12 protein-coding genes are annotated in these 14710 nt (G+C 67.9%); 5 read left to right on the top strand and 7 right to left on the bottom strand.

Translation table 11 applies throughout. The annotated features are described in order from the left end of the window. Positions 1–107 precede the first annotated feature (107 nt). Positions 108–878: a transcriptional regulator GlcC gene (gene glcC, locus U4Z31_RS08405; protein ID WP_044848878.1), complete on the top strand. Its 771-nt coding sequence runs from the start codon at positions 108–110 to the stop codon at positions 876–878. A gap of 249 nt (positions 879–1127) precedes the next feature. Here the strand turns inward: glcC and U4Z31_RS08400 are convergent, their stop codons facing one another. The 5 genes from U4Z31_RS08400 to U4Z31_RS08380 all read right to left on the bottom strand — a co-directional run bounded on the left by U4Z31_RS08400 (position 1128) and on the right by U4Z31_RS08380 (position 7517). Further along, positions 1128–1979, bottom strand: a complete 852-nt coding sequence (locus U4Z31_RS08400; protein ID WP_039318652.1) for a carbohydrate ABC transporter permease — start codon at positions 1977–1979, stop codon at positions 1128–1130. Positions 1980–2005: 26 nt separating this feature from the next. Beyond that, a complete protein-coding gene (locus U4Z31_RS08395; protein ID WP_321809956.1) occupies positions 2006–2974 on the bottom strand; it encodes a sugar ABC transporter permease in 969 nt (322 codons plus the stop codon). 54 nt (positions 2975–3028) lie between these two features. After that, a complete protein-coding gene (locus U4Z31_RS08390) occupies positions 3029–4288 on the bottom strand; it encodes an ABC transporter substrate-binding protein (RefSeq protein ID WP_044847392.1) in 1260 nt (419 codons plus the stop codon). A 76-nt stretch (positions 4289–4364) separates the two neighbouring features. Beyond that, complete coding sequence (locus U4Z31_RS08385; protein ID WP_321809955.1) at positions 4365–6359, bottom strand: beta-galactosidase; 1995 nt, start codon at positions 6357–6359, stop codon at positions 4365–4367. 9 nt (positions 6360–6368) lie between these two features. Next, positions 6369–7517 (bottom strand): sn-glycerol-3-phosphate ABC transporter ATP-binding protein UgpC, encoded by a 1149-nt coding sequence (locus U4Z31_RS08380; RefSeq protein WP_321809954.1) that lies wholly within the window; start codon positions 7515–7517, stop codon positions 6369–6371. Positions 7518–7707: 190 nt separating this feature from the next. Here U4Z31_RS08380 and U4Z31_RS08375 point away from each other — a divergent pair, with 190 nt between their 5' ends. Next, positions 7708–8766, top strand: coding sequence for a LacI family DNA-binding transcriptional regulator (locus U4Z31_RS08375; RefSeq protein WP_321809953.1), 1059 nt, complete (start codon positions 7708–7710; stop codon positions 8764–8766). Positions 8767–8897: 131 nt separating this feature from the next. Here the strand turns inward: U4Z31_RS08375 and U4Z31_RS08370 are convergent, their stop codons facing one another. Then, on the bottom strand, positions 8898–9554 hold the full coding sequence (locus U4Z31_RS08370; RefSeq protein WP_321809952.1) for a GntR family transcriptional regulator: 657 nt from the start codon (positions 9552–9554) through the stop codon (positions 8898–8900). A gap of 94 nt (positions 9555–9648) precedes the next feature. Here U4Z31_RS08370 and U4Z31_RS08365 point away from each other — a divergent pair, with 94 nt between their 5' ends. Continuing rightward, positions 9649–10125, top strand: a complete 477-nt coding sequence (locus U4Z31_RS08365; RefSeq protein ID WP_124485997.1) for an OsmC family protein — start codon at positions 9649–9651, stop codon at positions 10123–10125. A gap of 118 nt (positions 10126–10243) precedes the next feature. Here U4Z31_RS08365 and U4Z31_RS08360 read toward each other — a convergent pair whose 3' ends face one another. Beyond that, the gene (locus U4Z31_RS08360) at positions 10244–11194 is read right to left on the bottom strand and encodes a LysR substrate-binding domain-containing protein (protein ID WP_044847384.1); all 951 of its coding nucleotides are present in this window, start codon (positions 11192–11194) and stop codon (positions 10244–10246) included. Positions 11195–11308: 114 nt separating this feature from the next. Between U4Z31_RS08360 and U4Z31_RS08355 the strand changes: the two genes are divergently transcribed. Both U4Z31_RS08355 and U4Z31_RS08350 read left to right on the top strand, forming a co-directional pair. Next, the gene (locus U4Z31_RS08355) at positions 11309–13060 is read left to right on the top strand and encodes an IlvD/Edd family dehydratase (protein WP_321809951.1); all 1752 of its coding nucleotides are present in this window, start codon (positions 11309–11311) and stop codon (positions 13058–13060) included. A gap of 280 nt (positions 13061–13340) precedes the next feature. After that, positions 13341–14699 (top strand): MFS transporter, encoded by a 1359-nt coding sequence (locus tag U4Z31_RS08350; RefSeq protein ID WP_321809950.1) that lies wholly within the window; start codon positions 13341–13343, stop codon positions 14697–14699. Positions 14700–14710 lie beyond the last annotated feature (11 nt).

The following is a 14710-nucleotide window of genomic DNA, read 5'->3' as shown; positions in this document are numbered from 1 at the left end:
TTTTTGTTCGAGTGCCTTTGAGGGGCGGCTGGATGTGACGTAAAACGCAATCAGCACAAGGGTTTGTGCGAAAATCGGCGACATCCTTCCGAAGTGGTCATACCAGTATGGAAATGCAGAATCGACAAGCGCCGGCGCGCAATGTCGCCGATGTCGTCGCCGAGCGGATCGAGCAGCTGATCGTCGACGGCGTGTTGAAGGCCGGGCAGGCGCTGCCGTCCGAACGTCGGCTGACCGAGAAGCTCGGCGTGTCGCGCACGGCCGTGCGCGAAGGGATGAAGCTGCTGCGCGCGCGCGGGATCATCGACACGACGCACGGCAAGGGCTCGTTCGTCGCGAGCCTGACCCCGCAGCGCGAAGTCTCGCCGATGATGCATCTGCTCGGCTCGCAGCCGCGCACGCTGTACGACCTGTTCGAGGTGCGCGGCATGCTCGAGACCGAAGCCGCGCGGCTCGCCGCGCTGCGCGGCACGCCCGCCGACTTCATCCTGATCAAGCGCCGCTATGAGGAGATGACGGCGGCCGATGCGCAGGATCTCGATCCGGCCGCGCGCGCGAAGCTCGACCATGCGTTCCATCTCGCGATCTGCGAGGCGTCGCACAATCCGGTGCTGGTCAACACGCTGCAGTCGCTGACCGACCTGCTGCTCAGCTCCGTGTTCGCGTCGGTGAACAACCTCTATCATCGCGAGCCGCTGAAGAAGCAGATCGACCGCCAGCACGCGCGGCTCTACAACGCGGTGACGGGACGGTTGCCCGACCAGGCCCGCAAGGCGGCGAGCGAGCATATCCGGCAGTGCGTCGAGTATCTGCGCGAGATCGAAGAGGAGGAGCAGCGGCTCGTGCGCTCGACGTTGCGGCTCGAAGGGTGGACTTGAGTCACTTGAACCAGCGTGGCCGATGACGTCAGGACGTGTGTCAAGCATGTTGAGTTGACGATGCGGCCTATTCGATGCGTGGCCCGACACGGCCTGTTTAGCCGCTGCGCGACATGCGCTCAGGCGGTTGAATCGGGCGAAATTGGGGTGTAGTTCGTACCCGAAACGCGCAAAAAAGCCCGCCGAAGCGGGCAATCCTCTCGATGAAGAGGGGGAGATGCGAATCCGCAATCGGCGGTCAGGGCGAGTTCAACCTTTCGTCGCCCCAAACGTGAGCCCCGCGACGAAATGCTTCTGCATCGCGAAGAACATCGCGACCGACGGCAACGCTGCGAGAATCGACCCGGCCGAAACAAGGTTCCAGGAAGTCGTCCATTGCCCCTTCAGCGCCGCCACACCCGCGGTAATCGGCGCGGCCTCGTCACCTTGCGTGAGACACAGCGCCCAGAAGTAATCGTTCCACACGAACGTAAACACGAGAATCGCGAGCGCGGCCAGCGCCGGCCGGATCAACGGCAACACGATCCGCCAGAACACCGTCCACTCTCCCGCGCCTTCGATCCGCGCCGCCTCGATCAGCTCGAACGGCAGCTGCTTGATGAAGTTCCGCAGAAACAGCGTACAGAACCCCGTCTGAAACGCGACGTGAAACAGAATCAGCGCCTCGACCGTATTGAACACCCCGAGCCTGAGCGACAGGTCGCGAACCGGAATCATCAGTACCTGCACCGGCACGAAATTCCCCGCGACGAACGTCCCGAACAGCGCGGCATTCCCGCGAAACCGGTAAGTCGCCAGCGCGAACCCAGCCATCGCCGCGAGCGCGATCGACCCGAGCACCGACGGCACCGTGATCTGCACGCTGTTCCAGAAGTAATGCAGCATTGGCGACGTGGTCAGCGCGTCGCGATAGTTCTCGATCATCGAGAAGTGCCGCGGCCAGCCCCAGTAGTGACCTTCGACCAGCTCCTCGGTCGAGCGCACCGACGTGACGAACACCGCGATCATCGGCAGCAGCCAGATCACGAGCGCGACGGGCAGCGACAGCTTGTACAGCCGGCGCGATACCGGCTTCCAGTGGGCAACGGGTGTCGGAAACATGATGGATGGTTCCCCGGAAGGTCAGGTCACTGCTCGTTGCGCAGCATGCGGCGCAACTGGAACATGATGTAGACGAGCATGATCGCGAACAGCACGACCGCGATCGACGCGGAATAGCCGAGCCGGTAATACTTGATCGCCTGGTCGTACATGTAATACGCGAGCACGGTCGAGCTCTCGAACGGGCCGCCGCCCGTCATCACCGAAATCAGGTCGAAGCTGCGCAGCGCGCCGATCACCGTGACGACGATCGCCATGAACGTGGTCGGCCGCAATTGCGGCAGCACGACGTGCCACAGCAGCGCGAAGCCGCGCGCGCCTTCCATCCGTGCCGCTTCGATCTGCTCCGGGTTCACCGACGTGAGGCCGGTCAGGTACAGGATCATGCAGTACGCGGTCTGCGGCCACAGCGCGGCGAACACGATGCCGAACGTCGCATAGCGCGCATCGCCGAGCACCGGGATGCCGTGCCCGGCGATCAGCGCGAGCAGCCCGAAGGTCGGATCGTAGAACCACGAGAAGATCAGGCCGACGACCACGCCGGACAGCACGAACGGCGCGAAGAACAGCGACTTCACGAGCCGGATGCCGGCGACCGCCTGGTTCAGGTACAGCGCGAGCGCGAGGCCGAGCGGCGGCGCGAGCATGAACAGCGCGAGCCAGATCACGTTGTTGCGCAGCGCGGTGTAGAACGTCGGCGCTTGCAACAGCTCGGCGTAGTTCGCGAGACCGACGAACGTGCGCTCGGTCATCCCGTCCCAGTTGCAGAGGCTCAGCCACAGCGTCGACAGGATCGGCCAGATCACATAGACGGCAACCATTGCGCACGCGGGCGCGAGAAAGAGCCACGCGGCGCGCCGTTGTCGCCGCACGGCCGGCGACGGGCGGCGCGCGCGCAGCGCGGCAGGCGAGCTGCGGGCCGGCGGCGCGGCGGCGGGCGGTGCGGCCGGGGCAGCCGCCGTTGCGACGGGTCTGGACGTGATCGGACTGGACACGGCAAGCCTCCTGGGCGGATGCGGCGGCACTCGGCCGCCGCAGGGGTCACGCGGTTACTTCTTGTAGATCCGCTTGCGGGTCTGTTCGAGTTGCGCGAGCACGGTGTCGAGCTGCGCGGGATTCGCGACGAACTGCTGCATCCCCTTCATCCCTTCGTCGGCCATTTCCTTCGTCATGTCGCGGTCGTAGAACTGCGCGACGCCGCCCCGGGTGTCGGCGAGGATCCGGAAGCCGATGCGCGAGATCGGATCGGCCGGCTCCGGCGACTTGCCGTTGGCCGACAGCGAACCGAGCCCTTCGGCGAGCTTCGCGCCCATCTCGGGCGTTTCGACGAACGCGAGGAACGTATGCGCGTCGGCCTTGTTCTTCGCCTTGGTCGGGATGTGCAGCGATTCGACCGGGCCGTCCTCGGCGGTCGGCACCTTCGGGTCGATGACGGGGAAACGGTAATAGCCCATCTCCTGCTTCACGTTCGGCGGAAAGCCCGCGGCGATGAAGGTGCCCATCAGCATCATCGCGGCCTTGCCCTGGAACAGGAACGGCTGCGCGCCGTCGAGATCGTAGGACAGCGCGTTGTCGATGAAGTAGCCCGAGTCGATCAGCGATTTCCACGTCGTGTAGACCTTCTTCACGCGTGGATCGGTATACGGCACGTCGCCGGCCATCAGCTGCTGGTGGAATGCGTTGCCGTTCAGGCGCAGGTCGAGATAGTCGAACCAGCCGGCGAGCGTCCACGCGTCGCGGCCGCCGATCGCGATCGGCGTGATGCCGGCCGCCTTCAGCTTCTTGCATGCATCGAGAAACTGGTCCCAGGTCTTCGGCTCGTCGGCGATGCCGACCTTGCCGAACAGGTCCTTGCGGTAGAACAGCCCCCACGAGTAATAGACGGTCGGCGCCGCATACTGCTTGCCGTTATAGGACGATGCGCTGCGCGTCGACGCGTACATCGCGTCCCAGCCGTTCTTCTTCCAGTCGCCGCTCAGGTCCTCGAACAGCCCGCGCTTCGCGTAGTACGCCATGCGCTCGCCCGCGTGCCAGTTCACGACGTCGGGCGCGACGGTCGTGAGCCATGCGGGGAGCTGCACCTTGTACGCTTCCTCGTCGACGAAGGTGGGCTTCACGTCGATGTCGGGATGGGCCTTGTGGAATGCTTCGATCGTCGACTGCCAGACCGCGCGCTGGCTGGCGCCCTTGAACGCGATGTTGATCGTCAGCGTGCCCGCGTCGGCCGGCGCCGCGGCGCCGAACGAAGCGAACGCGATGGCGGCGGCGGTCGCAAGCCGGGCGGCGACGCGAAGGGGGCGATGTGTCATGGGTGTCTCCATTCCTGTCTGTCGTTGTGCGTGACCGGCGCATCGCGGCGCCGGGGGCGGTTGCTACGAACGGCTGCTACGAACGGCTTCGATACACGGCGACGCCTTGCGGCTCGACCTGCGCGGCGCCGACCACGAAAGCGGACGGCGGCACCGCATCGATCGTGTGCGGCGTGCTGCCGTAGTTGAATACGTAGGTCAGGCCGCCGCGCCGGCTCACGCGCACGCCGTCGCCGAGCGGCGACGGTGTCAGGCCGGCTTCGGCCGCGACGTCGGCGAACAGGCGCGCGGTGGTCGCGTCGTCGAACAGCGCGGCCCAGTAGTGCAGCGTGCCGTGCGACACGCAGGCCGGATGACCGTCGGCGAAACGCGCGCGCACGACGCTGCGCGCGTCGTCGTCGCGCAGTTCGACGAGGTCGCGCCAGTGACGCGCGTCGCCGGTGAGCGGCGCGCCGTCGCGCAGCGTGCCGTCGATCCGCTCGGTCACGTTCGGCCGCAGCGATTCGACGCGCCACACGCGTACCGGCAGGATCGACGCGAGCGGGCCGGGCGGCAGCGTCGGCGGAATCCGCAGGTCGGCGGTCTTCGAGCCGGTGCGTGGGCCGAACACCGCATGCGCGCCGGATGCGGCGAGCCGTGCCGCGAAGTCGTCCGGCACGACCGGCAGCGGCGGCACGACGACGAGCCGGTAGCCGTCGAGCGGCGCGTGCGCGGATACGATGTCGACGTCGAGGCCGAGCGAACGCAGCGCCGAGTAGTACTCGAACGCGAAGCGCGGGTAGTGGAAATCGGCGCCTTGCGGCTGCACTTCGAACAGCCACTTCGCTTCGTAGTCGAACACGAGCGCGACGGGTGCACGCACCGCGCCGTTCGCGTCGGCATCGGCACCTGCGTCGAGCACGCCGGCGATCTCCTGCGCGACGCGCTGCGCTTCGCGGCCGCCTTCGTCGAGCCGGTCGTCGGGCGTGTGCAGGCCCGCATGCATCTGCTCCTGCGCGAACGGCGCCTGCCGCCAGCGGAAGTACGACACGCAGCCGGCGCCGTGCGCGAACGCTTCCCAGCTCCACAGCCGCACCATGCCCGGCAGCGGCGCGGGGTTCCACTGCGCCCAGTTCACGGGGCCCGGCTGCTGCTCCATCACCCAGAACGGCAGCTTCGACATGCCGCGATAGAGGTCGTGATTGAACGACGCGAAATCCGGATGGCCGGTGCGCAGCCAGCGCGCCTTCACGTCGGGCGCGAACCATTGCTCCTCGAGCGCGCCGAGCGGATAGCTGTCCCAGGTCGCGACGTCGAGGTCGCGCGCCACGTCGTAATGATCGAACTCGGTGAAGAGCTGCATGAAGTTGTGCGCGACCGGGCGGCCCGGCGAATGCGCGCGGATCACGTCGACCTGCATCCGGTGATAGCGCGCGACTTCATCCGACGCGAAGCGCCGGTAGTCGAGGCGGTGCGACGGATGCGCTTCGGTCACGGTGCCGACCGGCGCATCGATTTCGTCGAAATGCCGGTACTCCATGCTCCAGAACACGGTGCCCCACGCACGGTTCAGCGCGTCGATCGTGCCGTAGCGCGCCTGCAGCCATGCGCGAAAACGCACGAGCGCGGCGGGCGAGTAACTGACGACAGTCTGGTGGCAGCCGAGCTCGTTGTCGGTCTGCCAGTAGCGCACGGCCGGGTGGCGGCCGTAGCGTTCGGCGACCGCGGTGCAGATGCGGCGCGACGCTTCCAGATAGGTCGGCGACGAGAAGTCGTAGTGGCGGCGCGAGCCGAACTTGCGCGGCCGGCCGTCCGCGCCGATCGCGAGGATGTCGGGGTGACGGTCGACGAGCCATTTCGGCGGTGTCGCGGTCGGCGTGCACATCACGATCTCGAGGCCGGCCGTGCCGAGCACGTCGATCGCGCGGTCGAGCCAGCCCCAGTCGTATTCGCCCGGCGACGGCTCGATGCGGCTCCATGCGAATTCGGCGATCCGCACCTGCGCGATGCCGAGGGCCTTCATCCGGCGGGCGTCGTCGGCCCACATCGATTCCGGCCAGTGTTCCGGGTAGTAACAGACTCCGAGGCGCATGCCCGATCCTTATGCGTAGTGGTGGACGGGAAGGTCGGCGCACGCGGGCACCGCGCGGCCGTCTTCGGTGAAGAGATGGCAGGCGGCGGCCGGCGCATGCGCGTGCACGCGTTCGCCGCGGCGCAGCGGGGCGTCGCCGGGCACCTTCGCGATCAGCGGCGTGCCGCCGGCCTGGTCGAGGTGCACGTAGGTCTGCTCGCCGAGGCGTTCGACGAGCGCGACGTCGCGCGCGAGCGTCGTCGCGTCGTGCGCGGCGCCGAGCGTCAGGTGTTCGGGGCGGATACCGAGCGTGACGGCCGCGCCGACCGCGAGCGCGGAACCGTCGCGCGGCAGCGTGAAGGTTTCGCCGGACAACACGACGGTGACGATCGTGCGCCGCGCGTCGCAGGCGGTGACGACGGCCGGCAGGAAGTTCATCCGCGGCGAGCCGATGAAGCCGGCGACGAAGCGGCTCGCCGGATGGTGATAGAGGTCGAGCGGCGCGCCGACCTGCGCGATGCTGCCGTGCCGCGCGGTGTCCGCGCCGGCGTGCAGCAGCACGATCTTGTCGGCGAGCGTCATCGCTTCGGTCTGGTCGTGCGTCACGTAGACGACGCTCGCGCGCTCGAACTGCCGGTGCAGCTTCGCGATCTCGATGCGGGTCTGACCGCGCAGCGCCGCGTCGAGGTTCGACAGCGGCTCGTCGAACAGGAACACGCCGGGCTCGCGCACGATCGCGCGGCCGATCGCGACGCGCTGCCGCTGGCCGCCGGACAGCGCCTTCGGCTTGCGCTCGAGCAGCGTGTCGAGCTGCAGGATCCGCGCGGCGTCGCGCACCTTCCGGTCGATCTCGGCCTTCGGCACGCGCGCGAGCTTCAGCCCGAACGCCATGTTCTCGTAGACCGTCATGTGCGGAAACAGCGCGTAGCTCTGGAACACCATCGCGACGCCGCGCTCGGCGGCCGGCACGTCGTCGACGCGGCGGCCGTCGATCGACAGCTCGCCGTCGCTCAGGTCCTCGAGGCCCGCGATCATCCGCAGCAGGGTCGACTTGCCGCAGCCGGACGGGCCGAGGAACACGCAGAACTCGTGCGCGCCGATCTCCAGATCGACGTCGCGAATGACCGGCGCGTGCTCGCCATAGGCTTTCTGCACGCGTCGCATCGAGATGCTCGCCATTGTCTCCGCTCCATGTTCTAATGCGCCTTCGTCGATGCTTAAGCGCTTAAGCAACGCGATCAAAAAAAGAGCCGATCGCGATCGCGGCCGAGTCGCGCCCGTCGGTCGGGCGGCAGGGTGTGCGGCGATAGTGCGCCGCTTCGGTGAGCGAAGCAAATACTGGATCGACGTTTCATATAGTGGGCAAATCATGGCGACACTGGATGAAGTGGCCCGTCGCGCCGGCGTGACGGCCGCGACGGTCTCGAACGTGCTGCGCGACCGCGGCCGGGTCGGCGAAGCCACCCGCGCGCGGGTGCTCGAAGCGGTGCAGGCGCTCGGCTACCGGCCGCATCTGGCCGCGCGGGCGCTGGCGGAAGGGCGCGCGCCGACGGTCGCGCTGATGGTGTCGAGCATCGCGAACCCGTTCTATCCGGAGTTCGCGCTCGCGGTCGAGCGCGCGGTGCGGCGCAACGGGCAATTCCTGATCGTCTGCAATACGAACGAAGATCCGTTGCAGGGGCGCGCGTATCTCGACCAGATCGCCGGCACGATTTCCGAGGGGATTCTCGTGACCAACGCGAACCTGCACCTGCCGGATCTGGTCGACGTCGCGCGGCGCGGCGTGCCGGTCGTGCTGTGTCTGTGGGAGCGGCCCGATGCGCCGCCTGAAGGCTTGCCGTGCGTCGCGGTGGATTTTCGCGAGGCGGGGCGGATTGCGACGCGGCATCTGGTCGAACTCGGGCACAAGACGATCGGCGTGATCGTCGGCGGCTCGGCGAGCGGCGTGCAGGCGGCGCGCTACGACGGCTTCGTCGACGTGATGCGCGATGCGGGGCTCGACGCGTCGATCGTCGCGGCCGAGCCCGATTCGATCGAAGGCGGTGTGCGTGCGGCGGGCCGGCTGCTCGACGCGCATCCCGGGCTGACCGCGCTGGTCGCGACCAACGACCTGCCCGCGATCGGCGCGCTGCACGCGGCCGCCGATCGCGGCCGGCGTGTGCCCGACGATCTGTCGATCGTCGGCATCACCGATATTCATCTGGCGAGCGATACGCGTCCTACGTTGACGACCGTCGCGATTCCGACCGCCGAGGCCGCGGGGCTCGCGGTCAAACTGCTCAACGCGTTGCGCGAGGCGGGCGGTCAGGTCGACGATGCATCGCGCGTGCGGACGGCGTCGGTGCCGCGGCTGGTGGTGCGCGGGACGACGGGGGCGGTGCGCGATGGCTTAGCGGGAGAAGGCGGCCACGCGGGGCGTGTCGCGTAGTGTCATGCTTGCCGAAGCCGAAGCCGAAGCCGAAGCCGAAGCCGAAGCCGAAGCCGAAGCCGAAGCCGACGGGCTAAGCCTGAGTAGAGGCCGGCCGCGGGCCGGTAGATGGAATCGCAAGAGTGGCGCGATCACGCCCCAAGGCGCAGATCGTCCTCGACGAGCCGCATCACGATGCGCCGGGCCGAATCGAGGTGCGCGACCGTCATCGCGCGCGCGCCACGTGCGTTGCGTTCGCGGCACGCGTGCAGGATTTCTTCATGCTCGACCTGGAATGACGGCGTATCCGCGAGCAACGTTGTCTGAAGTCGCTCGTAGCGCTCGACCTGGCTGCGCAGCTCCGCGATCGCCTTCAACTGCCGCTCGTTGCCGCAGCATGAATACAGCAGCGCATGGAATTCGCGGTTCAGCTCGCCTTGCCGGCGCGGCACGTTCGATTCGCCGAGCAGCCTGTGCACGAGTTCGGCGCGCGCGAGTGTTTCGTCGTCGAGCCGCTTCACGCTGCGGTAGATCGCGTCGCCTTCGAGCAGCGTGCGCATGTCGTAGATCTCCTGCACGTCGGATGCGCTCAGCATCCGCACGACCGCGCCGCGATTCCTGAATATATCCAGTAATCCTTCGCGTTCGAGGCGCTGGATCGCCTCGCGCATCGGAATCCGGCTGATGCCGAAGCGTTCGGCGAGGTCGCGCTCGACGAGCCGCTCGCCTGCCTGCAACTCGCCGTTGATGATCATCTCCCGCAACGATGCAGCCACCGCGTCCGCCGTCGAATCGAGTCTGGCTTCCATGTTCCTGCGCTCCTCATTTTGGAATAATGGTATACCAAACCGCATTCCGGTGCCACAATGATGACCTCACGTTCCGATATCGAAGGAGAGCGAGATGGCGCATGGCGAACACAAGTACCGCGTGGCAGTGGAGTGGACCGGCAACCGGGGAACCGGCACGTCGGGGTATCGCGAATATGGCCGCGATCATGTGATCCGCGCGGGTTCGAAGCCGGACATTCCGGGCTCGTCGGACGCGGCGTTCCGCGGCGATGCGGCGCGCTGGAATCCGGAAGACTTGCTGCTCGCGTCGGCCTCGGCGTGTCACAAGCTCTGGTATCTGCATCTGTGTTCCGATGCGGGAATCCGCGTGCTGGCGTATGTGGACGATGCGGAAGGGACGATGCTCGACAGCCCCGGGCCGGGGCGCTTCACCGAAATCGTGCTGCACCCGCGCGTGACGATCCAGGCGGGCGACGATCGTGCGCTCGCCGAGCGGCTGCATCACGACGCGCATGCGAAGTGCTATGTGGCGAACTCCGTGAACTTCCCGATCCGGTGCGAGCCGGTGATCGAGGTCGCGGAAGCGTGATGCATGCCGCGGAACGGGCGGGGTTCGCTGCGTACCGGGCGTAACCGAAACGCGGGACGCGAGCGCACGCGTGTCTTTCGACAGGCGAGCAGGCTCGACGAAACCGGGCCGCGTCGCCTCACAACACGACCCCGTACACCTCCCGAGCCGCCGCCCGAATCGCATCGGCCATCACCTCGACAGCCGGCGACGGCAGCCGGTCCGTGCGCGTGATGATCCCGAAATCGTCCATCCGGCAATCCATCTCCAGCGGCAGCACCGTGACGATCCCGTGGCGCGCGTAGTACAGCGCGACGTCCTCCGCGAGCACCGCGATCATGTCGCTCTGCTCGATCAACTGCGTGATGAACAGCAGCGCGGCCGTCTCGACCACGTTCGCGGGCGGCGCGAGGCTCGCGCGCTGGAACACCAGCTCGAAGCGGTGACGCAGCACGCTGCCGGCCGGCGGCATGACCCAAGCGGCGCGCTGCACGTCGGCGAGCGACAGCGGCGCCTGCGCGAGCAGCGGATGGCCCGGCCGCACGACCGCGGCGACCGGCTCGCCGGTCAGCGGCTCGTAGCGCAGGTGCAGCTTGTCGTGTTCGGCGGACAGCCGGCCGAGCACGATGTCGAGCTTGTCCTGCGCAAGGTGTTCGAGCAGCACGTTGCTCGTGTCGATCGTCACCGACACGCGCACGTTCGCATGCGTCCCCTTGACGGCCGCGACGGCCGGCGGCACGAGCCGCAGCCCCGGCGACGTGATCGCGCCCACCGCCACATGCCCGAGATGGCCGGCCTTCAGCGCGGCCAGCTCCTCGCGCGCCTGGTCGAGGCTGCCGAGCGCCGCGCGCGCGTGGCGGATCAGCGCATCGCCGTACAGCGTCGGCCGCATCCCGCGCGGCAGCCGCTCGAACAACACCGCGCCGATCGATTCCTCGAGTTCGCGCAGCAGCTTCGACGCGGCCGGTTGCGTCATGCTCAGCGCGGCCGCCGCGCGGTGGATGCTGCCTTCGTCGGCGAGCGCGACGACCAGCAGGAGCTGGCGGGTCTTCAGGCGGCTGCGGTTTCCCCACGGGCTGGCTTCGGGCATCGTACGGGTTTATATCGATATCGGAATCGATATCGTAATCGCCTAAAACGTCATTAGCCAGTTATCAAAATTCTGCCTAGACTCCGCCGGTATCCCGTCACCACAGGACTGACGATGTCGGCAACGAAACCCAGGCTGCGCTCCACCCAATGGTTCGGCACCAACGACAAGAACGGCTTCATGTACCGGAGCTGGATGAAGAACCAGGGCATCCCCGATCACGAGTTCGACGGCCGGCCGATCATCGGCATCTGCAACACGTGGTCCGAACTGACGCCGTGCAACGCGCACTTCCGCAAGCTCGCGGAGCACGTGAAGCGCGGGATCTCCGAGGCGGGCGGGTTCCCGGTCGAGTTCCCGGTGTTCTCGAACGGCGAATCGAACCTGCGGCCGTCGGCGATGCTCACGCGCAACCTGGCGTCGATGGACGTCGAGGAAGCGATCCGCGGCAACCCGATCGACGCGGTCGTGCTGCTAGCCGGCTGCGACAAGACGACCCCCGCGCTGCTGATGGGCGCGGCGAGCTGCGACGTGCCGGCGATCGTCGTGTCGGGCGGCCCGATGCTGAACGGCAAGCTCGAAGGCAAGAACATCGGCTCGGGCACGGCCGTGTGGCAGCTGCATGAAGCGCTGAAGGCGGGCGAGATCGACCTGCACCACTTCCTGTCGGCCGAGGCCGGCATGTCGCGCTCGGCCGGCACCTGCAACACGATGGGCACCGCGTCGACGATGGCGTGCATGGCCGAGGCGCTCGGCGTCGCGCTGCCGCACAACGCGGCGATTCCGGCGGTCGATTCGCGCCGCTATGTGCTCGCGCACATGTCGGGCATCCGCATCGTCGAGATGGCGCTCGAAGGGCTCGTGCTGTCGAAGGTCCTGACGCGCGCCGCATTCGAGAACGCGATCCGCGCGAACGCGGCGATCGGCGGCTCGACCAACGCGGTGATCCACCTGAAGGCGATCGCGGGCCGCATCGGCGTGCCGCTCGAACTCGAGGACTGGATGCGCATCGGCCGCGACACGCCGACGATCGTCGACCTGATGCCCTCGGGGCGCTTCCTGATGGAGGAGTTCTATTACGCGGGCGGGTTGCCGGCCGTGCTGCGCCGGCTCGGCGAAGGCGGGCTGCTGCCGCATCCGGACGCGCTGACGGTCAACGGTAAGTCGCTGTGGGACAACGTGCGCGAAGCGCCGAACTACGACGACGAGGTGATCCGCCCGCTCGACCGGCCGCTGATCTCCGACGGCGGGATCTGCATCCTGCGCGGCAATCTCGCGCCGCGCGGCGCGGTGCTGAAGCCGTCGGCGGCGAGCCCCGAGCTGCTGAAGCATCGCGGCCGCGCGGTGGTGTTCGAGAATCTCGATCACTACAAGGCGACGATCAACGACGAAGCGCTCGACGTCGACGCGAGCTCGGTGCTGGTGCTGAAGAACTGCGGGCCGCGCGGTTATCCGGGGATGGCCGAGGTCGGCAACATGGGGCTGCCGCCGAAGCTGCTGCGCCAAGGGGTGAAGGACATGGTGCGGATCTCGGATGCGCGGATGAGCGGCACCGCATACGGCACGGTCGTGCTGCACGTCGCGCCGGAAGCGGCCGCGGGCGGGCCGCTCGCAGCCGTGCGCAACGGCGACTGGATCGAGCTCGACTGCGAGGCCGGCACGCTGCATCTGGACATTTCGGATGACGAACTGCAGCGGCGCCTGTCGGACGTCGATCCGACCGCGGCGCCGGGCGTGGCCGGGCAGCTCGGCAAGGGCGGCTATGCGCGGCTGTATATCGATCACGTGCTGCAGGCCGACGAAGGGTGCGACCTCGACTTCCTGGTCGGCACGCGCGGCGCGGACGTGCCGAGCCATTCGCATTGAGCGACGCATAGCCGTGCAGGGACGCGGATTGTGGCGGGGCCTGAGGGAAACGAGTTGACGCGGCGGCCTTGGTCGAGCGGGAAGCATGGGGCCCCGCAAGCGCGAAGCGCTAACGGGGGCGACCGCGAAGCATGGGGCGCACGTAAGCGCTAAAGCGCCGACGTACGCCGACCGCGAAGCATGGGGCGTACGTAAGCGCTAAAGCGCCAACGTACGCCGACCGCGAAGCATGGGGCCCCCGTAAGCGCTAAAGCGCCAACGGTGGTCGACAGGAGACAAGATGACGACGCAGTACCCCCCCGCGCACGCCGTGGCGGACCAGTCCGATTCGCCGACAGCCGTCGACGAACGGCAACTGACCCGCCTGCTCACGCGCAAGCTCGTGCCGTTCCTCGCGCTGATCTACGTGGTCGCCTACGTCGACCGTACCGTCGTCGGCTTCGCGAAGCTGCACATGAACGCGGCGATCGGCCTCGGCGATGCCGCATACGGACTCGGCGCCGGACTGTTCTTCATCGGCTACTTCCTGTGCGAGGTGCCGAGCAACCTCGCGCTCGGACGCTTCGGCGCGCGCGTCTGGTTCGCACGCATCCTCGCGACGTGGGGCGTGATCACGATGGCGATGGCGCTGGTACAGGGACCGACCAGCTTCTACGTGCTGCGCTTCCTGCTCGGCGCGGCGGAAGCCGGCCTCTATCCCGGCATCCTGTACTTCCTCACACAATGGTTCCCGATGCGCGACCGTGCCCGCGTGATCGGCCTGCTCGTCCTTGCGCAGCCGCTCGCCGGCATCGTGACGGGCCCGCTCGCCGGTTGGCTGCTGTCGACGCACGGGCTGTTCGGCCTGTCGGACTGGCAGACGCTGTTCGTCGTCAGCGGCCTGCCGGCCGTGCTGCTCGCGTGGCCCACGCTGCTGCTGCTGCCCGAATCGCCCGTGCATGCGCGCTGGCTGAACGACGACGAGCGCCGCTGGATCGCGCGGCAGCTCGCCGCCGATCGCGACACGTATCGCCCCGATTCGCACGGCAATCCGCTCGCCGCATTGCGCGACCGCCGCGTACTGCTGCTCGCCGCGCTGTTCCTGCCGTTTCCGCTGTGCATCTACGGGCTGTCGCTGTGGCTGCCGACGATCATCCACGCGTTCGGCACCGGCGATGCGGCGACGGGGCTGCTGTCCGCGGTGCCGTACCTGTTCGCGGTGGTCGGCCTGCTCGTCGTGCCGCGTCATTCGGATCGCAAGCGCGAGCGTTACTGGCACATCGTCGTCGTGTCGGCGGCCGCCGCCGTGACGATGGCCGCGAGCGCGTGGGTGCGCGAACCGGCGCTGCAGTTCCTGTTCATCTGCCTGACCGCGTTCTCGCTGTATTCGATCCAGGCCGTCGTGTGGGCGCTGCCCGGCGAATTCCTCACCGGCACGAGCGCGGCGGTCGGCATCGCCGCGATCAATTCGCTCGCGAATCTCGGCGGCTACCTGGGGCCGTACGGCATCGGCCTGATCAAGGCGTCGACCGGCAGCCTCGCGGCCGGCCTGTACTTCCTCGCGGCGACGTTGCTGTTCGCGGTGCTGATGACGTTCGTGGTGCGCGCCGCGCTGCGCGCGCCCGAGCCGGCCGCGGGCACATTCGCCGGCGAATCCTGAACCCCGTGTTT

The organism is Burkholderia sp. BCC1985, from assembly GCF_905339915.1.
Lineage (GTDB): Bacteria > Pseudomonadota > Gammaproteobacteria > Burkholderiales > Burkholderiaceae > Burkholderia.
This window is presented reverse-complemented; position numbering and strand designations above follow the sequence as displayed.